General features: G+C 56.1%; 20 protein-coding genes and 1 other RNA gene. 10 read left to right on the forward strand and 11 right to left on the reverse strand.

The features are described 5' to 3' along the window. The first annotated feature begins 28 nt into the window (after window positions 1–28). The 5 genes from ssrA to ACR0MP_RS05645 all read left to right on the forward strand — a co-directional run bounded on the left by ssrA (window position 29) and on the right by ACR0MP_RS05645 (window position 3,642). Window positions 29–375, forward strand: a transfer-messenger RNA (tmRNA) gene (gene ssrA / locus ACR0MP_RS05625). Window positions 376–474: 99 nt separating this feature from the next. Beyond that, window positions 475–906, forward strand: coding sequence for an ester cyclase (locus tag ACR0MP_RS05630; protein ID WP_170393148.1), 432 nt, complete (start codon window positions 475–477; stop codon window positions 904–906). A 129-nt stretch (window positions 907–1,035) separates the two neighbouring features. Next, the gene (locus tag ACR0MP_RS05635) at window positions 1,036–1,851 is read left to right on the forward strand and encodes a sulfurtransferase/chromate resistance protein (RefSeq protein ID WP_170465383.1); all 816 of its coding nucleotides are present in this window, start codon (window positions 1,036–1,038) and stop codon (window positions 1,849–1,851) included. Then, entirely contained in the window at window positions 1,848–3,098 is a 1,251-nt protein-coding gene (gene chrA, locus ACR0MP_RS05640) for a chromate efflux transporter (RefSeq protein ID WP_170405600.1), read from the forward strand. The genes ACR0MP_RS05635 and chrA overlap by 4 nt, the downstream gene beginning before the upstream one ends. Before the next feature lie 76 nt (window positions 3,099–3,174). Beyond that, the gene (locus ACR0MP_RS05645; RefSeq protein ID WP_170405597.1) at window positions 3,175–3,642 is read left to right on the forward strand and encodes a ClpXP protease specificity-enhancing factor SspB; all 468 of its coding nucleotides are present in this window, start codon (window positions 3,175–3,177) and stop codon (window positions 3,640–3,642) included. Window positions 3,643–3,669: 27 nt separating this feature from the next. Here ACR0MP_RS05645 and ACR0MP_RS05650 read toward each other — a convergent pair whose 3' ends face one another. After that, on the reverse strand, window positions 3,670–4,233 hold the full coding sequence (locus ACR0MP_RS05650; RefSeq protein WP_170405595.1) for a hypothetical protein: 564 nt from the start codon (window positions 4,231–4,233) through the stop codon (window positions 3,670–3,672). 207 nt (window positions 4,234–4,440) lie between these two features. Between ACR0MP_RS05650 and fumC the strand changes: the two genes are divergently transcribed. From fumC to ACR0MP_RS05670, 4 genes are read left to right on the forward strand one after another with little or no spacing between them, the layout of a single operon-like run. Then, window positions 4,441–5,835 carry a class II fumarate hydratase gene (fumC, locus tag ACR0MP_RS05655; protein ID WP_170405593.1) on the forward strand — a complete coding sequence of 465 codons (1,395 nt, stop codon included), beginning with the start codon at window positions 4,441–4,443 and terminating at the stop codon, window positions 5,833–5,835. Continuing rightward, window positions 5,835–6,011, forward strand: a complete 177-nt coding sequence (locus ACR0MP_RS05660; RefSeq protein ID WP_170393154.1) for a DUF4169 family protein — start codon at window positions 5,835–5,837, stop codon at window positions 6,009–6,011. Before fumC ends, ACR0MP_RS05660 begins: the two co-directional genes overlap by 1 nt. After that, window positions 6,008–6,229 (forward strand): ribbon-helix-helix domain-containing protein, encoded by a 222-nt coding sequence (locus tag ACR0MP_RS05665; RefSeq protein ID WP_170405591.1) that lies wholly within the window; start codon window positions 6,008–6,010, stop codon window positions 6,227–6,229. The genes ACR0MP_RS05660 and ACR0MP_RS05665 overlap by 4 nt, the downstream gene beginning before the upstream one ends. Window positions 6,230–6,288: 59 nt before the next feature. Then, window positions 6,289–6,891 (forward strand): DNA-3-methyladenine glycosylase I, encoded by a 603-nt coding sequence (locus tag ACR0MP_RS05670; RefSeq protein WP_170405589.1) that lies wholly within the window; start codon window positions 6,289–6,291, stop codon window positions 6,889–6,891. Between the two features lie 12 nt (window positions 6,892–6,903). On the opposite strand, the gene ACR0MP_RS05675 is transcribed toward ACR0MP_RS05670, so the two are convergent. The 4 genes from ACR0MP_RS05675 to ACR0MP_RS05690 all read right to left on the reverse strand — a co-directional run bounded on the left by ACR0MP_RS05675 (window position 6,904) and on the right by ACR0MP_RS05690 (window position 11,258). Then, window positions 6,904–7,785 carry a fructose bisphosphate aldolase gene (locus tag ACR0MP_RS05675; RefSeq protein WP_170405587.1) on the reverse strand — a complete coding sequence of 294 codons (882 nt, stop codon included), beginning with the start codon at window positions 7,783–7,785 and terminating at the stop codon, window positions 6,904–6,906. 72 nt (window positions 7,786–7,857) lie between these two features. Next, window positions 7,858–9,207, reverse strand: coding sequence for a cytochrome P450 (locus ACR0MP_RS05680; protein ID WP_480885944.1), 1,350 nt, complete (start codon window positions 9,205–9,207; stop codon window positions 7,858–7,860). Continuing rightward, window positions 9,204–10,418: a hypothetical protein gene (locus ACR0MP_RS05685; protein WP_170735098.1), complete on the reverse strand. Its 1,215-nt coding sequence runs from the start codon at window positions 10,416–10,418 to the stop codon at window positions 9,204–9,206. Before ACR0MP_RS05685 ends, ACR0MP_RS05680 begins: the two co-directional genes overlap by 4 nt. Window positions 10,419–10,505: 87 nt before the next feature. Continuing rightward, the gene (locus ACR0MP_RS05690) at window positions 10,506–11,258 is read right to left on the reverse strand and encodes a cytochrome c biogenesis CcdA family protein (protein ID WP_170393160.1); all 753 of its coding nucleotides are present in this window, start codon (window positions 11,256–11,258) and stop codon (window positions 10,506–10,508) included. A gap of 105 nt (window positions 11,259–11,363) precedes the next feature. Between ACR0MP_RS05690 and ACR0MP_RS05695 the strand changes: the two genes are divergently transcribed. Next, window positions 11,364–11,597: a sulfurtransferase TusA family protein gene (locus ACR0MP_RS05695; protein ID WP_170393161.1), complete on the forward strand. Its 234-nt coding sequence runs from the start codon at window positions 11,364–11,366 to the stop codon at window positions 11,595–11,597. Window positions 11,598–11,653: 56 nt separating this feature from the next. On the opposite strand, the gene ACR0MP_RS05700 is transcribed toward ACR0MP_RS05695, so the two are convergent. The 6 genes from ACR0MP_RS05700 to purC all read right to left on the reverse strand — a co-directional run bounded on the left by ACR0MP_RS05700 (window position 11,654) and on the right by purC (window position 19,923). Next, entirely contained in the window at window positions 11,654–14,473 is a 2,820-nt protein-coding gene (locus tag ACR0MP_RS05700; protein WP_480885947.1) for an Rne/Rng family ribonuclease, read from the reverse strand. Between the two features lie 507 nt (window positions 14,474–14,980). Then, entirely contained in the window at window positions 14,981–16,315 is a 1,335-nt protein-coding gene (locus ACR0MP_RS05705; protein ID WP_170393162.1) for a sigma-54-dependent transcriptional regulator, read from the reverse strand. Window positions 16,316–16,326: 11 nt separating this feature from the next. Beyond that, window positions 16,327–18,105, reverse strand: a complete 1,779-nt coding sequence (locus ACR0MP_RS05710; RefSeq protein ID WP_480438519.1) for a sensor histidine kinase — start codon at window positions 18,103–18,105, stop codon at window positions 16,327–16,329. Window positions 18,106–18,141: 36 nt separating this feature from the next. Then, window positions 18,142–18,810 carry a phosphoribosylformylglycinamidine synthase subunit PurQ gene (purQ, locus tag ACR0MP_RS05715; protein WP_170393163.1) on the reverse strand — a complete coding sequence of 223 codons (669 nt, stop codon included), beginning with the start codon at window positions 18,808–18,810 and terminating at the stop codon, window positions 18,142–18,144. Window positions 18,811–18,836: 26 nt separating this feature from the next. Further along, complete coding sequence (gene purS / locus ACR0MP_RS05720; RefSeq protein ID WP_170405579.1) at window positions 18,837–19,067, reverse strand: phosphoribosylformylglycinamidine synthase subunit PurS; 231 nt, start codon at window positions 19,065–19,067, stop codon at window positions 18,837–18,839. Window positions 19,068–19,167: 100 nt separating this feature from the next. Beyond that, complete coding sequence (gene purC / locus ACR0MP_RS05725) at window positions 19,168–19,923, reverse strand: phosphoribosylaminoimidazolesuccinocarboxamide synthase (protein WP_170393164.1); 756 nt, start codon at window positions 19,921–19,923, stop codon at window positions 19,168–19,170. Window positions 19,924–19,967 lie beyond the last annotated feature (44 nt).

The raw sequence follows: 19,967 nt of genomic DNA on the forward strand, positions 1-19,967 counted from the left end.
ATTTGATACAAGTCAACCTTAGCATTCCGGGTTTGCATCCGACCACGTCCTAACCTATATATGAGGGGTCCTTCGGGACTATGGACATAAACGCGCTCGTAATAAGCGGATCGGACCCGGGGGCGGTACCCGGCGGCTCCACCAACATCCTTCGTTTGAGGATCATGGGGCCGAAATAGGATCGACGAACGTCTAAAGGGGTTAGCTTTGTCTCGGCTGTCTGCCACCGTTACCGGCGAAACTAGTACAATTGCAAACGACAATCGTGCTCCGGTTGCAGTTGCTGCGTAAGCAGTAGCAAGACCGAAACTTAAGCCCTTGCGCCTAGCCGCGTAAGGCGGGGTTCGCAGGTACCTGGCAACAGAAACCTGCATTTTACCGATTATGTCTGCTCCATGCCCATAACTCACCTGGGATTCAGGGTTTATTCATTTCTCTGATCCATCTTCCTGAACAAGCGACAGGAGGGCTGAGATGACGAATTCTGACAGGCTTAGGGCGTGGTATTCAGAGGTCTGGGAACAAGGCAATACCGATGCAATCGATCAGTTTTTTGCCCCGGATACGATGGCCGAAGGGTTGATACCCGAAATGCAGGTTGGCGCGGACGACTTTCGCGATCTGGTCATGGCGTTTCGTCATGTTCTGGGCGAGATCACAGTCGAACTGCCGAAGATCATCGAAAATGGTGATTGGGTCTCTGGTATTCTGCATGTCCGCACCTTCCGGGCCGATAACGGTGCCCCGCTTGAAGTTACCGGACAAGTCATGGCGCGCTTCAAAGGGGACAAGATGGTCGAGGCCTATAATCAGTTTGATTTCATTACACTTTTTGAACAACTGGGGCAGTTCCCACAGGATACCCTTCCGGTTTGCATGACCGGGCAAAGGTTGGACTGGGCCTGATAAACTTGACCGCAAGCTTGACCCATCCCGCATTTGCGCGCTAGCAGAGGATCAAGGGGTAAGCTTGCGAACACCCCGTGAGGCGGCAGCCCAAGTTCGCATGTATCCAAAGCAATAAAGAAACATGCAATGGCTGCCCCCAATGCAATTACACCCCGACAACTCTTGCGCCTGATCGGTACGCCTCAGGCTCCTATCCTGTTTGATGTGCGCACAGATGGGGATTTCGACGATGATCCCTCCCTCATACCCGGCGCATTCCGAATGCCATATCAAAATGTTGATGGCATAAGAAATCATACCGGCGATCATTCTTGCGTTGTAATTTGCCAGAAAGGCAAAAAGCTGAGTCAGGGCGTTGTTTCATGGCTGCAGGCTGAAGGGGTGGTGGCAGAATTTCTGGAAGGTGGAATGTTCGCCTGGCGCGCTATGCCGGGCGCAATGGTCGTGCCTGTGCCTGCCCTTCCTGCAGTTGCAAAAGGCAACACGGTCTGGGTGACGCGGCACCGCCCCAAGATTGATCGCATCGCGTGCCCCTGGCTGATCCGCAGGTTTGTCGACAGGCGCGCTCGGTTCCTGTTTGTAGCACCGGATGAAATTCAGGGGGTTGCCGAGCACTTCGGTGCCACACCCTTTGATGTTGAAGGAACTGATTGGAGCCATCGCGGCGACAATTGCACCTTTGATACGATGCTGGATGACTTCAAGCTTCGATCTGAGCCTCTGGACCGCATGGCGACGATCATACGTGCCGCCGATACAAACAGGCACGATCTGGCGCCTGAGGCCGCCGGGGTGCTGGCCCTTTCGGTCGGCTTGTCGCGCCAGTATCGGGATGACCAACAACAATTGCAGGCTGGAATGCACATCTATGATGCACTCTATCGCTGGGCGCGCGATGGCTCTAGCGAGACGCATGATTGGCCCGCGGGTCACGGCAGATGACCCCTTCATATCAAGAGTTGATCAGGGTGTTTGGGCGCATCGGGCTTTTGTCATTTGGCGGCCCCGCCGCCCAAATCTCACTCATGCATCAGGAACTGGTCGAAAAGCGCCCCTGGTTGGACGAACAGACCTATCTACGCGCGCTTTCGCTGTGCATGCTGTTGCCGGGTCCCGAAGCCATGCAGCTTGCCACTTATGCTGGCTGGCGGCTGCGCGGCGTAGCCGGAGGGTTGATCGCGGGCAGCTTGTTTGTGCTGCCGGGGGCTCTGGTGATCGCGCTGTTGGTTTTGCTCTATGCGGCCTATGGCACATTGCCTTTGGTTCAGGCCGGGTTTCTGGGCATCAAGGCCACCGTGATCATCATCGTCCTTCAGGCGCTACGGAACCTATCGAAAAAAGCGCTGACAGATGTTGAGCATCGGATGATCGCGGGCCTCGCCTTTTTAGGGATTTTTGTCTTCAACCTGCCCTTCCCGCTGATCATCCTGTGCGCCGCCGTTTGGGGGTTCGCCACTTCGAAGGACCATGCACCAGCCGCCGTTCAAACCAGCCCAACGCTTGCCAATCCCGTTCGCACTGCGGTTTTCTGGCTTGTTCTTTGGCTGGGGCCGTTGTTCGTGCTGTCTCTGACGGGTCAGGAACTGCTCAGCGATCTGGGTTGGTTCTTTGCCCGGCTCGCGGTTGTTACCTTTGGCGGGGCCTATGCGGTGCTGGCCTATATGACCCAGACTGTGGTCGAGACCTACCAATGGATCAGCACGGACCAGATGATCGACGCGCTGGGGCTGGCCGAAACGACGCCCGGGCCGCTGATTCTGGTGACTCAGTTTGTGGCCATGCTTAGCGGTCAGATTGCCGGAGGCGCCTCGCTGGCGTTTGCGGCGGGCATTGTCGCTTTATGGGCGACGTTTGTACCGTGTTTTCTGTGGATTTTTCTTGTAGCCCCGCATCTGGATAGAATCGCCGAGCGTCCGCGTCTTGAGGCCGCGATGCACGGAATCACAGCTGCGGTCGTCGGAGTGATTCTCAACCTCTCCGTGTGGTTCGGGCTAAACGTCTTGTTCACCTCAATTCCGGGGTGGCATTGGGGACCAGTTTCTCTCCCCCTACCCGATCTTTCGTCGCTTGAATTCAGCGCACTTGTGCTGACCGTTCTGGCTGGCCTGTTGATTTTCCGTATGAAATCCGGTTTAGCAACCACACTTGGTATCATGGTTCTGGCCGGACTAGGCATGCAGATTTTGTAATCAATACAGCCCAGCACAGCCTTTCGTTTCCGTCCGAATGAACTATGCTGGGATTAACCACTTTCGAGGATCAACCATGTCGCAAGACATCGACTACGGGAATCTGATGCACACGGCCATGCGAGGCCTGATCAAGACCGTCCTGACCGACGTGTCCGAAACCGGCCTGCCCGGTTCGCATCATTTCTTTATCACTTTTGATACACGGCATGAGGGCGTTGAGTTGGCCGATTGGCTGCGTGAGCGCTATCCAGGCGAGATGACGATTGTCATGCAGCACTGGTTCGAAAACCTCGAAGTCGGTGACGATGGCTTTTCGATTACGCTGAATTTCGGGGATGCGCCGGAACCCCTTTACATCCCCTATCTGGCGATCAAGACCTTCGTGGATCCTTCGGTTGAGTTTGGCTTGCGCTTTGAAAGCCCAGAAGACGAGGACGAAGAGATCCATGTGACGGAAGAAGCCCCGATTGAGCTTGAGGCCGAAGAGACGGAACCTCAGCATGATGCGGATGTGGTCTCGCTGGACAGCTTCCGGAAATGACCCAGAAAACCCCGCTTGATGCGGGGTTTATTCTTTTCGAAGGAATGTCTCGACCGAGCGCGACTTAATCCCATCGCGAAACCGGGAAAATGACAGGTCGAGCCCACCATCAGCTAGTGTCCGGTCAAATTGCTGAAGCTCATAGCCACCGTTTTCGGCTATGAACAACGAAAACACCGTCAGAGTATCTCCTTCGATCCGCCCCCAAACAAAGGGTTCCCCTTTCATCGGGTCAAGCGGCACCTCATGGCCAAACACATTACGCTTCATGGCCGCAGAATAAACATCGGGCCGATCCGAGCTTTGAAAATCAACCGAGTATTTCTCATCCTTGATGCGACCGTCGGCTTTGTAAGTCGTGGTGGTCCAACTCACGTTGAAGCCCCCTTTAATTTCCTGTATCGAAACGCTCATATCCCGAGGGGTCGCCGTACCATCCGCATCAACAACGTCGGCCGAACCGGTATAGTCGCCCACGAACGGCTCGATTCCCGTCGCCTGAGCGTGTTGCACAAATACTGCCAGCCAAAAACTCGCGGCAAACAATAACGCAAGCGTATACAAAGGGCTTTTGAGAAGTGACACGCGCATGGTTGCCTCCGTCAGGGTTATTGTCCCATCTTAACTTTAGCCCGCCGACGTACAATGGCACTGTTTTCGCTAACAGAAATTATTTGTAGCTGTGCCGCGTCTATACCTTTGCGCGGCCCAAGTTTAAGGTGCGCTCAACTGGCCGATTGCGCCACAGCCTTGCTGCGGGTAAACGGCATACGACTGCATACCAGACCGGAGCGACCGATGTCTCAAACCCGCACTGAATCCGACAGCTTTGGCCCGCTTGAGGTGCCTGCCGATAAGTACTGGGGCGCGCAAACGCAGCGTTCGATCATGAACTTCCCCATCGGCTGGGAAAAGCAGCCCGTCGCCATCGTGCGCGCGCTGGGTGTGATCAAAAAGGCCTGTGCAATTGAAAACAAGGCCATCGGCAAGCTGGACGCCAAGATCGCCGACGCGATCATACAAGCGGCCGGTGAAGTGTTCGAAGGCAAGTTTGACGACAACTTTCCTCTGGTCGTATGGCAAACCGGCTCGGGCACGCAATCCAACATGAACTCGAACGAGGTCATTGCGAACCGCGCGATTGAGATTATGGGTGGCGAGATTGGCTCGAAAGATCCCGTTCACCCGAATGATCACTGCAATATGGGTCAATCCTCGAACGATACTTTCCCCACCGCGATGCACATCGCCACAGCGATGAGTGTGCGCGATGTGTTGATGCCCGGGCTTGAGAAGTTCGCCTCGGCGCTGGAAGCCAAGGCAAAAGAGTTTGCCGGTATCATCAAGATCGGCCGCACCCATACGCAGGATGCCACGCCGTTGACGTTGGAACAGGAATTCGGCGGGTATGCGCATCAAATTCGTCAGGGCATTGCGCGTGTAGAAGCTGCAATGCCCGGTATCTATGAACTGGCTCAAGGCGGTACTGCTGTGGGTACCGGTTTGAACACGCATGGCGGCTGGGATGAGGCTGTCGCCAAGAATATGGCCGATATCACCAGCCTGCCCTTTGTGACCGCGCCGAACAAATTCGAAGCTCTGGCTGCACATGATGCCATGGTCTTCCTGTCGGGCGCGTTGGCCACGATCGCCGGTTCCTGCTACAAGATTGCCAACGATATCCGTCTGTTGGGTTCGGGGCCCCGCTCAGGATTGGGTGAGCTTATCCTGCCCGAAAACGAGCCCGGTTCCTCCATCATGCCCGGAAAGGTGAACCCGACACAGGCCGAGGCGCTGACTCAGGTGGCCGCACATGTGATGGGCAACGACGCAGCAATGAAGTTTGCAGGCTCGCAGGGCCATTTCCAGTTGAACGTCTACAACCCGATGATGTCCTATAACCTGCTGCAGTCGATCCAGCTGCTCGGCGATGCAGCCGACAGCTTTACCGAGCGGATGCTGTTGGGCATCAAAGCCAACGAGCCACGCATCGACAAGCTGATGAAGGAATCCCTGATGCTGGTGACTGCTCTGGCACCGACAATCGGGTATGACAACGCCACGACCGTCGCCAAAACAGCGCACAAGAACGGCACAACACTTAAGGAAGAAGCGATTGCGTTGGGCTTTGTGGATGAGGCGACGTTTGATGCGGTTGTGCGGCCCGAGCATATGATTGGACCCAAGGACTGATGGGTAAACCGGTTAACCTGAACCGGTTTCGAAAAGAAAAAGCGCGGGCTGAAAAAAAGGCCCGCGCGGATGCAAACGCTGCGAAACACGGGCAATCCAAAGCCGACAGGACCGTTGTAAAGCTGCAGCAAGACCGGCAGCGCCGGGACCTTGACGGTCACAAGGTCGACGAATGAGTGGACGTCCTGTCAAACGCTCCCTGACCTTGCAAGGTCATCGAACATCCGTTTCGCTTGAGGATGAGTTCTGGCAAGCCTTCCGTGACATCGCGCGGAAAAAAGATATCCCAATCAATGTCCTGGCGGCAAATATTGATGCAGAGCGCGACCCGGAAACCGGACTGGCTTCGGCCATTCGTGTCTTCATTCTGAATTGGTATCGTCAAACCGATTGAGTACTTGATTTCAAACAATCGCGTCGCTTATTCTCGCGGAGAACAAAAAGGGTACATTCATGAACGATTTGGCAACGGGCCCAGATGGAAAACCTCGGTGTTCGTGGTGCAACGCCGCCCCCGAATTCTTTGACTATCATGATAACGAATGGGGATATCCGGTTTCCGATGACAGACGATTGTTTGAGAAACTTTGCCTCGAGAGCTTTCAGTCGGGCCTGAGTTGGCGCACCATTCTGTCAAAACGCGAGAATTTCAGGGCAGCGTTTAGAAACTTTGATTTCAACAAGATAGCAGAATTTTCTGATGCAGATATCAATCGACTTCTGAACGACAAAGGCATCGTGCGACACCGCGGCAAGATTGAAGCCGTTATCAACAATGCCTGCCGCGTGCAGGACCTAATCGCATCCGAAGGATCATTGGCCGCTTATGTCTGGAGGTACGAGCCTACGGCGCCACCCGCCCCGCAAAGCGCTTCCACATCGGCAGAATCCATTGCGATGTCGAAAGATCTGAAAAAACGTGGTTGGAAATTCGTAGGCCCCACCACGATCTTTGCCTTTATGCAGGCCATGGGGTTGATCAATGATCACGCCAACGGATGTGTCATGCGCGAAAAAGCGGCGCAGATGCGCCGCGATTTCATCAAGCCCGAATAGATTACCCCACGATCAGATCGAGGCGCGGAAGATATTGTCGATATTCCCGCCGAGCGCTGCGTTGAATTCTGCGTCAGATTGCTGTTTGGACAGCCCTTCGGTCAGTGCGCGCGAAAACGAGGCGATCATCTTGCTGTTTTGGCCAAGCAGGTCGCAGGCCTGCTCGGTCGAGTATCCGCCGGACAGCGCCACAACACGCAGGACGCGCGGGTGATCCGCCACCTCATCATAAAGGTTGGCCTGGCTGGGGATGGTCAGCTTCAGCATCACTTCCTGACCCTCGACCAATTGATCCAGATTCTTCAGAATTTCTGATTTCAGAATGTCCTCAGCCTCGGCCTTGGTTTCCGAGTGGATGTTTACCTCAGGCTCGACAATTGGGACCATTCCCGCATCAGTGACCACGCGTGCGACCTGGAACTGCTGCGCGACAACGTCGGCAATGCCCTGAGCATTGGCTTCGTGGATAACTGAACGTTCCTTGGTGCCAAAAACCCCATCCGCCTTGGACAGCGTTTCAGCCAGCCCCGGAATTGGCTTCATCATCTGAACACCGTTGGCCTGATCCTCAAGTCCTTTGTCGATTTTCAGAAACGGCACGATGCCTTTTTCGGACCACAGATAATCCGCGACCTTCTTGCCGTCGATTTCTTCGCCCAAGGTCCGTTCGAACAGGATCGCGCCAATCACTTTATCCTTGGTGAAATCGTCAGCCAGTATGATCCGCGCGCGCATCTTCTGAATCTCGCCGAACATCTCTTCGTCTGATCCGTAATCCGATGCTTCAACGCCATACAAAGCCAGCGCTTTGGGGGTTGAACCGCCGCTTTGGTCCAGTGCTGCGATAAATCCTGCGCCTTCGGACATCTGCGCGCGCTGTTCTGCTTTCGACATAACTCAATCCCGTTCAATATGATTCCGCATTTTCAATCCGCATACAGCATGCCGAAGAGCGATGGTAGTTTGTTAGCGCTCAACCAAGCGCAACCAAATTCCGTCTTTCGATCTGACGGTCAAATGCGCGACCGGTACCGGCGTTTCGCCGTGAATTGTTTCGAATCGATAACGGCGCAACAGCATTGACAAGATCAAAGGCCCTTCGACCATCGCAAACCCCGCACCCGTGCAGACACGGGGGCCAGCCGAAAACGGAATATAGGCCTCGCGCTGGCATTTCTTTCCGTTCTCCGTCGTCCATCGTGTGGGATCGAAATCGTCCGGCCTGTCCCAAAGCCGCTCATGTCGATGCAAATGCCAGGGGCTCACAACGATCTGAGAGCCCTGCGGAACATCCCGATCACGGAAGCGTTTTGGGCATGTCGCCTCGCGCACCATCATCGGAACTGGTGGATACAGACGTAGAGCTTCGCGAAATACATCGCGGCTGAGTTTCAATTGGGACATGGTGGAAAAATCAGGCGTGTCCAGGGCCTGCGCTTCTTCAGCCAGTTTATCCTGCCAGTCCGGATACAGTGCCATCAAATAGAGCGTCCAGGCCAGTGCCGATGCGCTGGTCTCGTGCCCCGCCAAAAAGAAGATGGCGACCTGATCAACCATTTCCTGCGCATCGAACCGGTCTCCGGTTTCCGGGTCTGTTGTCGTCATGATCTTGGTGGCCAGATCATCGGGGGCTGACCCGTTTGCTATCGCCTTGGCGCGTTCATCCGTCAATCGGCTGATCAGATCCCGGATCTCGCGGGCCGTTTGGCGGGTTTTGCGAGAATGAAAACGGGGCATCCAGCTTGGAACGGGCAAGAAGGCGGCCAGGTTCAGCAAGGGCTGTTCGCGCTGATAGATTCTGAATTTATCGAAGACCTGCGCGGCAACCTCATGTTCGATAGGAACCGAAAACAGGGTGCGGAAAATCACATCCGCCGCGACATGGCTTGTGATTTCTTCACATTCCACCTTCTGCCCAACCCTGCCAGAAAGCCGATCCGCACAAGCCAGCGCCGCATTTAACATTGCGGGAAACGTATCTTTCAAACGTCCGCCTTCAAAGGCGGGATCAATGATCCTGCGCTGCCGTTTCCAGACTTCGCCATTGGTCAGGAACACGGACCGGCCCAATAAGGGGCGTAAGCCTTCGCTGATGCGATTTGATTTTGGAAACGCATCCGGGCGCTCTTTCAGAACTGCGCGGATCAGATCGGGTTGGTTGACTAAATACGAGCGAAAGAACGGCGTTCGGAATTCAGCCATCCACGCTCGATATAGACGCTGGGGCTGAGCAGACAGCAAGTCTTGCCGAAACAGACGTAGATACCGCCACAGCGAGACCTTATCTGGTCGTGCTTCGGGCTTTGGGGGCGTCATGCTTCCACCGCGATGTATTTCGAAACAGCCCGCTCAATGCGCGATCGTGATGGGGCGCGCCTTTCAAACCGCTGTTTCAATGTTTCAGGACCTGCGGTGATGCGGAAATAGTCATAAAGTCCAGGTTGATCGAACGCACAAAGATATTGAAAGTGCAGGCGAAAAAAGCGCCAACGCAATTGCTGCCATCGCGCGTGGGACAGTGTTTGGGTGAAGGCCGCAGAAAGAACCAGCGGCCCGCATTTTTTGGGGCCAGCGACGCCGCTGACCGCGACCGGATCGCACAACGCAAACGCGCAGCCATCCCCTGGTGCAGAGACATCGATCCAAGTCATATCCGCGCGTTCGGACAGATATTTAAGATCAGCGCGAAGCGTGTGTGCCTGCGGAAGAAACGAAACCATTGGCACCACCTGCCCCAAGGTCAGAAAGGATAAGACTGGCTTATCCTGTATACCGCCCCGTCGTCGTAAAACATCTGCCAACACTGACACACCAAGATGGGCGCCAGAGCTGTGACCTACGACCAGCACCTCATCCGTGTCTGTGTCCAGCGTCTCGGTGATCAGGTCAGAAAACTCCCGCAGCCTCGATTGCAGATCTTGCGAATACGCGCCGTATAGCTTCGCCGAGTGGGCATAGTCATGCATAAGGTAATAAGCGAACAGTCGATTATCGATCTTTCGGAACCATTGCATCAGAGCATAGATTACCCCGGCAGCAGGTACCAAAGACCACCACCCAACGAGTGGTTTCAATACAGAGACTAAACCCCAAGCAATCAACAACGATGCAAAAAGCTGCAGCAGCAGCATTGCCACCGGGTATAGCGCCGCAATTACGGGCCCCTTGCGCAGCTGCATCAGCCGCCAAAGCGTACCGGTCGAGATATATATCCAGGCGGTTCTCGCCAGTTGCAGATAGGTTGCCGGTATCGATTGAGCCATGCTGTCACGCACGATATCCGACCAGACCAGAACCTGAACATCTGCATCAACAGGACTGCCGTCCTGCTGAGAAGTCACCTGCCAGCCGTAGGGACCTTCGCCCGTCCTAGCGCTAATATCGATCTGGTATCCCGATATCTCAGCCTGGGCGCCCCCCTCTTTGCGGTAGAGCTCTCGATATCGGCGCGGATGAATCGGGTCGTAGCCGGGAATGTAAAACACCCGGCGTTTGCGCACCTGCGGATTGGATTGCTGACTGCTCATTACCCGGCCCTCTGCGCCAAAGATTAGCGCAGCGTTGACGCCAAGGTAAGACCTGGCGTCTATCCATCCGCGTTTAAAGCCAGAGGGTTAACCGAGGTTTGCCAAAGCCGGAAATGTTTCCAGCAGCCACCAGCTGAATTCGGTGAACAAACCGGTGACAAGCATGATGCCAACAAAAAGCAGCAGCCCGCCCATCACCTTCTCGATTGTGCCCATATGCGGTTTGATGCGGTTCATAACCGCCATCGAGCGGTTCAGGAACATCGCAGCCAGCAAGAATGGAATGCCCAGGCCTGCCGCATATACGCCAAGCAATACGGTGCCACGCGTGACTGATGCTTCGGAGGCGGCCAGCGACAAGATTGCACCTAATTGTGGGCCGATACACGGCGTCCAACCGAAGGCGAAGGCCAGTCCCAGAATATATGCCCCGAACACAGATCCGCTGGAGTCACCCGTATCAACGCGTGCCTCACGATCCAACAAAGGAATACGGAACACGTTCAGAAAGTGCAGGCCAAAGACAATGACGACAGCGCCCGAGAGTTTGGCGAAAAGCACCTGATTCTGAAGAACAAACGCCCCAAAGACCGAGGCTGTAAAGCCTAGCAGCAGGAACACGGTCGACAAACCCAGAACAAAAAACAGTGCCGCCAGGGTCGCCTTGCGCCGCGCGCGCGCCTCATCCTGCATCTCGTTGATAGTCACACCGCTCATATACGCGAGGTACGGTGGCACAATCGGCAGCACGCAGGGAGACAGAAAACTTATCAACCCGCCCAGCATGGCGATAAACATGGCAGGCAGAAGGCCCGCGTCTATGATCTCAATTCCGAACATGACTCAGCACATATGGTATCGCGCGGGTTTCGTCACGAGGCCATTCGGTCACATCCTCGTGGTTGCGCGCTGGACAGTATCGCTCGTTAGAAATATCTCAGCCCCATGACCAATGAGATTGAAACACTGGATGCGTTGGGATTGTTGTGCCCCTTGCCTGTTTTGAAGGCTCGGAAGCGCCTGAAATCCTTGCCTGCGGGGGGTATGCTGCGCGTGCTGGCCGATGATCCTGCCGCGATTATCGACGTACCGCATTTCTGTACCGAATCTGGCCATACACTTGTCTCGCAAGATACAGTGGATGGTCATCAGATATATGTGATCCAAAAATCGGCCTGAGGATTCTTTGGAACGCACCCTAATGAAAAAGGCGGGCCAGTTGGCCCGCCTTTTTCTTACTGTCCCAATGACCACCACCCTCGGCGCTTTGGCTTGGCCGGCGCGGGCTCGGGTTCGTCCGCCACTGCCTCCAAGACCGGCTCTGGGGTGGCTGCTTCAATGACTTCGGGTTCTGCTGCCACGGTCGATTCTTCGGCTTCTTCGGCAACCGGTTCAGGCGCTTCAGCAGGTTCCTCTGGCACTTCTTCATCGACTTCAGAAGCCGACGTTGCTTCGGCGATCTCAAGTTCTGATGGTGCATCAGCACTATCGGGCTCAGCGGCTGGTTCGATGCTTTCAGACTCATCGGCTGGCTCTTGCTGTTCAGCCTCGGCGGCCTCAGCATTGACCGGCTCTTTCTGCGAATCGGAGTTCGCATTATCCGCTTCGGTCTGCGTCTCGCTTGCTTCGACTGTGGCCTCAGTATCCTTTTTGCGTCGACGCGGTGCCCGGCGCTTTTTCGGTTTGGCCGCTTTCTCAGCATCTTCCTCAGCCTCGGTCTGCTTGGTATCGACGCTCTCAGCTTCGTTGCTCGAGTCGGTTACACTGTCTGCGTCAGACTCGTCTGCATTGCCATCCGGCGCGTCACCATTGCCCGAACTCTTCTTGCGCCGGCGCCGACGCCGTTTACGCTTGGGCTTAGTCTCTTCCTCGGTCTGAACCGCAGTTTCTTCTTCGTTTTCGTCCTCATCCGTGGCGTCGACCATATCCATCAGCGACGCATCAACCGATACCACCGGCGCAGTTGCTTCAGGAACAACGCGGCTCGCGGTCTTGAACTTCTCCATCGAGAAGTCGGGACTGACCAAATGAACGTCCCCTTCGATCCGAACCGACAAACCATACCGCGCTTCGATCTGCGCGATGTGTTCGCGTTTCTGGTTCATCAGGAAGTTGGCGATGCTAACCGGGCAACGCACCAATACCTCACGCGAACGGCGGCGAGTGCCTTCCTCTTCAATCTGGCGAAGGATTGACAGTGCCATATTGTCGTCCGACCGGATCAGGCCGGTACCATGGCAAGACGGGCATGGCTGGGTCGTCGCCTCAAGCATTCCAGGACGCAGACGCTGACGGCTCATTTCGAGCAGTCCAAAGCCCGAAATCCGGCCCACCTGAATACGGGCACGATCCGTTTTCAGCTTGTCTTTCAATCGTTTCTCAACGGCCGAGTTATTTTTGCGCTCGTCCATATCGATGAAATCGATCACGATCAGACCGGCCAGATCGCGCAGACGCAATTGGCGCGCCACTTCTTCGGCGGCCTCCAGATTGGTCTTCAACGCGGTTTCCTCGATCGAACCTTCTTTGGTCGCCCGACCCGAGTTCACATCGATCGCCACCAGCGCTTCGGTCACCCCGATCACGATATAGCCACCGGATTTCAGCTGAACCGTCGGGTTGAACATCCCGGCCAGATAGCTTTCCACCTGATATCGCGCGAATAGCGGCAGCGCGTCTTCGTATCGCTTCACGTTCTTGGCGTGCGACGGCATGATCATCTTCATGAAGTCTTTGGCGATGCGATACCCGCCCTCGCCTTCAACCAGAACCTCATCGATGTCGCGATTATACAAGTCGCGGATCGAGCGTTTGATTAGGTCGCCTTCTTCATAAATTTTCGCAGGCGCAATGGATTGCAACGTCAGCTCGCGGATCTGCTCCCACAGTCGTTGCAGGTATTCATAGTCGCGCTTGATCTCTGATTTTGTCCGTTTGGCTCCGGCCGTGCGCACGATCAGACCCGCGCCCGTGGGCACGTCGATTTCAGCGGCAATGTCTTTCAGTTTCTTCCGGTCAGCGGCATTGGTGATCTTGCGGCTAATTCCGCCGCCCCGTGCGGTATTGGGCATCAGTACGCAGTACCGACCCGCCAAAGACAGATACGTGGTAAGTGCCGCACCCTTGTTGCCGCGCTCTTCCTTGACCACCTGCACCAGCAGGACCTGACGCACCTTGATAACTTCCTGAATCTTGTAGCGGCGCGGGCGTGGCTTGCGCGGAGGACGGATATCCTCGCTATCGTCTTCGTCTGCGACCGACTCGATGGTATCGTCTTTCGAAACCGCGTCAGCGCTTTTGCTTTCTGTCTCGCCATCCGCCTCGGGCTCATCGCCAGAAGCTTCCGCCTCTTCTTCGTCAGACTTGGCTTCGACCTCATCCGAAGGTTCTTCTTGGTCGGTATCAGTTGCTTCGACAGGCGCGTCTTCCGCTACCTCAGCAGTCTCTTCTGGCGCTTCCGCCTGCTGATCTACATCTTCGGACTTGGCTTCTTCGGTCGGAGCTTCTTCAGCGACAGGCTCGGCGGCATCCTCAGGCTCTTCCACCGGCGTCTCGGCAACGATTTCCATCGGAGACGTCCCTTCGGGCACCTCCGTCTCTTCACCGTCATCCAGATCGATGGTTTCCATTCCGGTCGGCTCTGAGGAAACCTCCAGCGTCTCAACCGGATCGTCCGTCTTGACGTCAGCGGCCTTCGAGCGCGAACGCGACCGGCGCTTCTTGGGCTTTGTTTCCTCGGCCTCATCCCGCGCCTTCATCGCCTCGGCATAGGCGCGCTCTTCCTCCATCAGCGCCTCGCGGTCAGCGACGGGGATCTGGTAATAGTCGGGATGGATTTCGGAGAAGGCCAGAAACCCGTGCCGGTTCCCGCCGTAGTCCACAAATGCCGCCTGTAGCGACGGCTCAACCCGTGTTACTTTTGCAAGATAGATGTTGCCAGCAAGCTGGCGTTTGTTTTCGGATTCAAAGTCAAATTCCTCAACCTTGTTTCCGTCAACCACCACAACGCGGGTTTCCTCCGCGTGGGTGGCATCGATAAGCATTTTCTTAGCCATGTGTCCTTGGTGCACCGCGCCAAACGCGTTGTCCTGACCCGTCCAGGCGGACAGGCGCTTTTGGGGAGGTGTCTTGTACGGGCGATATCGGACGGCGCGCGGCAGGGTCTGGCGCTTTGGCCCCCTGCCCGTATACTCAATCGTTGCGCGCGCGTCATCGCGGTTCTTCTCCGACAGGCGCGTCTATATGCGGCCCGCCCATTTATTCCTTTCACCCGCATAGACGGGTTCAGGCGTTCATCTGCCCCATTGGGGCATAATCGGTCTGCCGCGCCGCGCGGGATCTATCCTCACCATCAGCTCAGCAGCGAAACTCAAAACACGGGGCTTGCAGGCACAAAATACCCGGCCCGTTCGATCACAATAAAAGCAGTCCTGTGGAAAAGACAATGGGCAAACTGCATCGCGACCCAAGAACGCGCCGAAGAGTCCCTTCATCTGTTCAGAAATATCCAGGGGTTGAATTGAACCGCAAGCTCAAGAGGGGGCTGGCCCCCTCCTCCGCTTTCACAGGTAATCCGAACGCTGCAACCCGTACTTCGCCATCTTTTCGTTCAGTGTCCGGCGTGGCAGGCAGAGTTCTTCCATCACCGAGGCGATCGATCCCTTGTGACGGCGCATCGTATTGTCGATCAGCATCCGCTCGAAGGCTTCAACATATTCCTTCAGCGGCTTGCCTTCAGTTGTCATCACTGGCTGCATCTCTTCGTGATCCGACATCAGCAGCGAAGCAATTGTCCCCGACCCGCGCCGCGACTGCAGCACCGCACGCTCAGCAATGTTGATCAACTGCCTCACATTCCCGGGCCACGGGGCCTGAAGCAGCTGAGCCGCTTCCTGCGCACTGACCTGAGGCGCGTCGCAGCCATATTCCTCTGCGAACTGTTCGCTCAGACGGGTGAACAGCGTCAGGATGTCCTCACCCCGCTGTCGCAGCGGAGGCATGGTGATGCGCAGCGCCGCCAACCGATAGAACAGATCGGGACGCAATACATCTTCTGAGGTTTTGCCCGCTTCCTGCAGGTTCGAAATCGCTACGATCCGCGTTTCCGCAGGGGTGCCCTGCTCATTCATAACGCTCAGCAGACGGGCCTGCAGCGTGTCGCTCAGCGCTTCGACATCCTCAAGAACCAGCGTACCGCCGCGGGCCTCTTCGATGGCGGGCAACTGCGTGTCTTCGGGGAGCATCGGGCCAAACAGGCGTTTCGACAGCGCTTCTTCCTCAAGTGCTGCGCAAGAAACCAGGACGAATTTCTTACCCGCCCGGCTACCAACCGCGTGCAATGCATGCGCCACCAAAGTCTTTCCGGTTCCGGTTTCCCCATCGATCAGGACATGACCATCCGCCTGCCCTAGATCCAGAATATCTTCACGCAACCGCTCCATGACGGGGCTGGCACCGATCAGCTTGTTCATAATCTGCGTACCGCCAGACAGCTCACGCCGCAGGGCCCGATTGTCCAGCGTCAGGCGTCGTGCATTGCTGGCGCGTTTGGCCAGTTCGGACATGCGATCGGGGTTAAACGGCTTTTCAAGGAAATCGAACGCCCCGACACGCATCGCCTCTACGGCCATTGGCACGTCGCCATGTCCCGTGATCATGATCACCGGAAGCGTGCTATCGGCCCCCATCAGCTTTTTCAGCAGTTGAATGCCATCCATTCCAGGCATCTTGATGTCAGAGATCACGATCCCGGGATATTCTGGCCCCAAGACCTTGAGCGCATCCTCGGCGCTTGAAAAGGTTTCGGTGTCGTACCCCGACAAAGCCAGCCACTGGCTGATCGACTGGCGCATGTCCTGTTCATCATCCACGATGGCGATTTTCATGGCCTGTGCCATAGTCACTTCCTCTATTCCGCGGCCTCAAGGCCGTCGCTTCCCAATATGGGCAATTGCATCTCAAACACCGCGCCACCCTGTTGGCCGTTGCGCGCGGTCAGCCGTCCGCCATGGTCGTTCACGATCCCGGACGAGATGGCAAGCCCCAGACCAACGCCGTCCCCCGGGCGTTTGGTCGTATAAAACGGCTCGAACAGGTTTTCGATATCCTCGATCCCGTGGCCATTGTCCCGCACGGTCAGTACCGCAGTTTCACCTGCAGCGAGAATGATCTCGACATCCGGCTCATCCACAGACTTGGTCGCATCCAGCGCATTGCGCAAGAGATTGACCATAACCTGCTCGATCCGCATCCGATCACCCATCACTATAACAGGTTCTTCGGGCAAAATCTGGGTTATCTTCACATGCCGCTGACGCAGCTGCGGCTCCATCATCGATAGGGACGAGGCCAGCGCTTCGCCAAGATTTACTGGCGAAAACGCATCTGCACCTTTGCGCGCATAGGATTTGAGTTGGCGCGTGATCGCCCCCATCCGCTCAATCAATCCGTCGATCCGCCCAAAGCTGGCCAACGCCTCTTCGGGCCGGTTTCGACGCAAAAGCAGACGCGCGCCGGCCAGATAAGTTTTCATCGCAGCCAGAGGTTGATTTAACTCGTGACTGACTGCCGCAGACATCTCTCCAAGTGCTGCCAGTTTTGAGCTCTGGGCAAGGGTTTGTTCGGCAACTTCCAGCGTCTTTTCAACACGTTCACGCTCAGCGATTTCCCGCTGCAGCCTTACATTCAATGCGCGAAGCTCCGCCGACTCGCGCTGGAACAAGGTCATGCGCAACGTCGCCCTGCGGCTGAGCGCATAGAAGGTCAGCGCCAGAAGAATCGCAAAGGCCATGATCTCAAGCGCCAGAACGCTGTTCACCCGCTCGCGGATCGACGAATAGGTGGTGAACGAGGTCATTTGCCAGCCCCGGAACGGAATGCGGGTCTCCATACGCATCACAGCCTCGCCCTGAAGATAGGCATCGGGGGGCAAAGCGCTCCAATCGGTTGTGGCCCGGATTGCGCGCTGAATCGCGTTCTGAGGGGGTTGGCGCAACATGGCACCGCTTTCATCCAGACCCCTCCACTGAGGCTCGGTCGAGAGGATGATCGTACCAGTGCTGTCTGTGACCATCACCGCGTCAGAAATACCAGCCCAAGCGCGCTCAAATTTCTGCAAATCAACTTCAACTACGATCACGCCAAGGATTTCTGCATTCGCCTCGATTCGCCGCGAGTAGACAAAGCTGTAACCGCCGGATTCACGTGGAATGACCGAGAATATTGTGGCATTCGACCGGATAGCATCGATGAAGTAAGGCGAGTTCCGGTGGCTTTCCTGCAACCGGTTCCGGTCGGTTGCAGCACGTGTCAGGCCATCCCCATCCAGCAAAACCAGCGAGGCCGCCCCGATTTCTTCAACGAAAGAGATCAGGCGCTGGCTCGACAGCGTGTAATCGCTGGATTGCAGGGCCGAAATCAGGGTGGGGTCACGGGCAAGCAACTGCGGCACGATGGCGTTGCGCCGCAACTCACTCAGCAGGTTGCCGGAATACAAGGCTAACCGCAGTTCGGCGCGGTTTCTGGTCGATTCGGTGAAGCGACTTGTTAGCAGACTGTTGGTGATCCACACTGTGGCGACGGTAGCAAGCAGCAACAAAAACACGGCAAGACGCAGCCGCCAGCCCATAGGCGCGCCGCGAAACCGGTTCAGAAACCCTTTGCTGTTTGCTTGATCTTCCGCGCTCATGTACTGACGCTACGCGTCCCGACTGATGACCTCAAGTCACGCGGGCGTCAGCACCCCGGCCAATGCGCGGAAGAGCGCCGTCCCGTCAGTGCCTCCGTGGCCTGAATCCGCCGCTCGTTCTGGGTGGGGCATCATGCCTAACACGCGCCGGTTGTGCGATAAAATCCCTGCAATATCGTCGCGCGAACCATTGGGATTTTCGGCATATGTGAAGGCAATGCGATCCTGATCCTTCAACTCGGCCAAGGTCTCATCGTCTGCGAAATAATTGCCATCGTGATGCGCAATCGGGATATCGATCACATCCCCGGCATTGTATCCTTCAGTAAAGGCGCTATCGCTGGTTTCGACCTTGAGTCCGATCGTTTTGCAGATGTATTTCAGACCGGCATTGCGCAACAGCGCGCCAGGTAGAATTCCGGTTTCGGTCAGAACCTGAAAACCGTTGCAGATGCCGACGGCATAGCCACCACGCTCGGTATGCGCGGCCAGCGCTTTGCAAATGGGCGACTGGGCCGCAATCGCGCCGCAGCGCAGATAGTCACCATAAGAAAACCCACCCGGCACACCGACGATATCTATACCCTCGGGCAGCGCGGCATCCTTGTGCCAGACCATATCGACGGAAAAACCGGCCTGCTCGAAAGCAACGGCAAGATCACGATCGCAGTTGGAACCGGGGAAAACAATGACGGCTGCGCGCATGGCGGACCCTCCTAGGTCAGAAAAACTTAGAGCAGTTCGATCTCGAAGCGTTCGATGACCGTATTGGCCAATAGCTTTTCGCACATCTTTGTTACGTCCGCTTCGGTCGAGCCGTCGGCCAGTTCCAGATCGATCACCTTGCCCTGACGGACACCTTCGACCTGATCAAAGCCCATCGCACCCAATGCGTGACGCACAGCCTCGCCCTGCGGGTCCAGAACCCCGTTCTTGAGCATCACATGCACACGTGCTTTCATTTTCGAGAACTCCACTGATGGACCGCGCATCGATCCGTTTCGTTGGGCGCGGGATACCCCGCTTGGGCTTGTCGGACAACCCTGTCGATATGAGACAGGATCAGTTGATCAGCGTTGGCTTTGTGACATTGCTCTTGGGCAGAACACCAAGACGGCGGGCGACCTCAGAATATGCATCAGTCAGACTACCCAGATCACGGCGGAACACATCCTTGTCCAGCTTCTGACCGGTTTCGATATCCCATAGACGGCAGCTATCGGGGCTGATTTCGTCCGCAATGATCAGTCGTTGGAAATCGCCTTCGAACACGCGCCCGATCTCGATTTTGAAATCGACCAGACGAATACCAACCGCCAGCATCACGCCGCTCATGAAATCATTAACGCGCAGTGCAAGGCTCAGGATATCGTCCATATCCTGCTGGCTCGCCCAGCCGAATGCCGCAATGTGCTCTTCGGTCACCAACGGATCACCCAGCGCATCGTCCTTGTAGCAGTATTCAACAATCGGGCGCGGCAGTTGAGTACCCTCGGCGATACCGAGGCGTTTGGACATCGATCCGGCGGCATAGTTGCGGACGATCACTTCCAGTGGAATGATCTCACAATTCCGCACAAGTTGCTCCCGCATGTTCAGACGGCGAATGAAGTGCGTCGGAACTCCGATCTGGGCCAGACCGGTCATGAAGAATTCACTCAACCGGTTGTTCAGAACGCCCTTTCCATCGATCACGTCTTTCTTCTCGGCGTTGAAAGCTGTGGCGTCATCCTTGAAGTACTGCACGATGGTGCCCGGCTCGGGACCTTCATACAGGATCTTGGCTTTACCTTCGTAAATCTTCTTGCGACGCGCCATGAGCGACCTTTCCAGTCTGGGGAAAGGGAATGAGTCCCTTCACG

The organism is Ruegeria sp. K3, assembly GCF_056531845.1.

Coding starts and splice junctions, on each gene's coding strand:
- ACR0MP_RS05635 (WP_170465383.1), top strand. CDS start 1,036: ATGGCTGCCCCCAATGCAATTACACCCCGACAACTCTTGCGCCTGATC.
- ACR0MP_RS05695 (WP_170393161.1), top strand. CDS start 11,364: ATGACCAATGAGATTGAAACACTGGATGCGTTGGGATTGTTGTGCCCC.
- chrA (WP_170405600.1), top strand. CDS start 1,848: ATGACCCCTTCATATCAAGAGTTGATCAGGGTGTTTGGGCGCATCGGG.
- ACR0MP_RS05650 (WP_170405595.1), bottom strand. CDS start 4,233: ATGCGCGTGTCACTTCTCAAAAGCCCTTTGTATACGCTTGCGTTATTG.
- ACR0MP_RS05705 (WP_170393162.1), bottom strand. CDS start 16,315: ATGGCACAGGCCATGAAAATCGCCATCGTGGATGATGAACAGGACATG.
- ACR0MP_RS05665 (WP_170405591.1), top strand. CDS start 6,008: ATGAGTGGACGTCCTGTCAAACGCTCCCTGACCTTGCAAGGTCATCGA.
- ACR0MP_RS05660 (WP_170393154.1), top strand. CDS start 5,835: ATGGGTAAACCGGTTAACCTGAACCGGTTTCGAAAAGAAAAAGCGCGG.
- fumC (WP_170405593.1), top strand. CDS start 4,441: ATGTCTCAAACCCGCACTGAATCCGACAGCTTTGGCCCGCTTGAGGTG.
- ACR0MP_RS05700 (WP_480885947.1), bottom strand. CDS start 14,473: ATGGCTAAGAAAATGCTTATCGATGCCACCCACGCGGAGGAAACCCGC.
- ACR0MP_RS05670 (WP_170405589.1), top strand. CDS start 6,289: ATGAACGATTTGGCAACGGGCCCAGATGGAAAACCTCGGTGTTCGTGG.
- purC (WP_170393164.1), bottom strand. CDS start 19,923: ATGGCGCGTCGCAAGAAGATTTACGAAGGTAAAGCCAAGATCCTGTAT.
- purQ (WP_170393163.1), bottom strand. CDS start 18,810: ATGCGCGCAGCCGTCATTGTTTTCCCCGGTTCCAACTGCGATCGTGAT.
- ACR0MP_RS05690 (WP_170393160.1), bottom strand. CDS start 11,258: ATGTTCGGAATTGAGATCATAGACGCGGGCCTTCTGCCTGCCATGTTT.
- ACR0MP_RS05680 (WP_480885944.1), bottom strand. CDS start 9,207: ATGACGCCCCCAAAGCCCGAAGCACGACCAGATAAGGTCTCGCTGTGG.
- purS (WP_170405579.1), bottom strand. CDS start 19,067: ATGAAAGCACGTGTGCATGTGATGCTCAAGAACGGGGTTCTGGACCCG.
- ACR0MP_RS05645 (WP_170405597.1), top strand. CDS start 3,175: ATGTCGCAAGACATCGACTACGGGAATCTGATGCACACGGCCATGCGA.
- ACR0MP_RS05630 (WP_170393148.1), top strand. CDS start 475: ATGACGAATTCTGACAGGCTTAGGGCGTGGTATTCAGAGGTCTGGGAA.
- ACR0MP_RS05685 (WP_170735098.1), bottom strand. CDS start 10,418: ATGAGCAGTCAGCAATCCAATCCGCAGGTGCGCAAACGCCGGGTGTTT.
- ACR0MP_RS05675 (WP_170405587.1), bottom strand. CDS start 7,785: ATGTCGAAAGCAGAACAGCGCGCGCAGATGTCCGAAGGCGCAGGATTT.
- ACR0MP_RS05710 (WP_480438519.1), bottom strand. CDS start 18,105: ATGAGCGCGGAAGATCAAGCAAACAGCAAAGGGTTTCTGAACCGGTTT.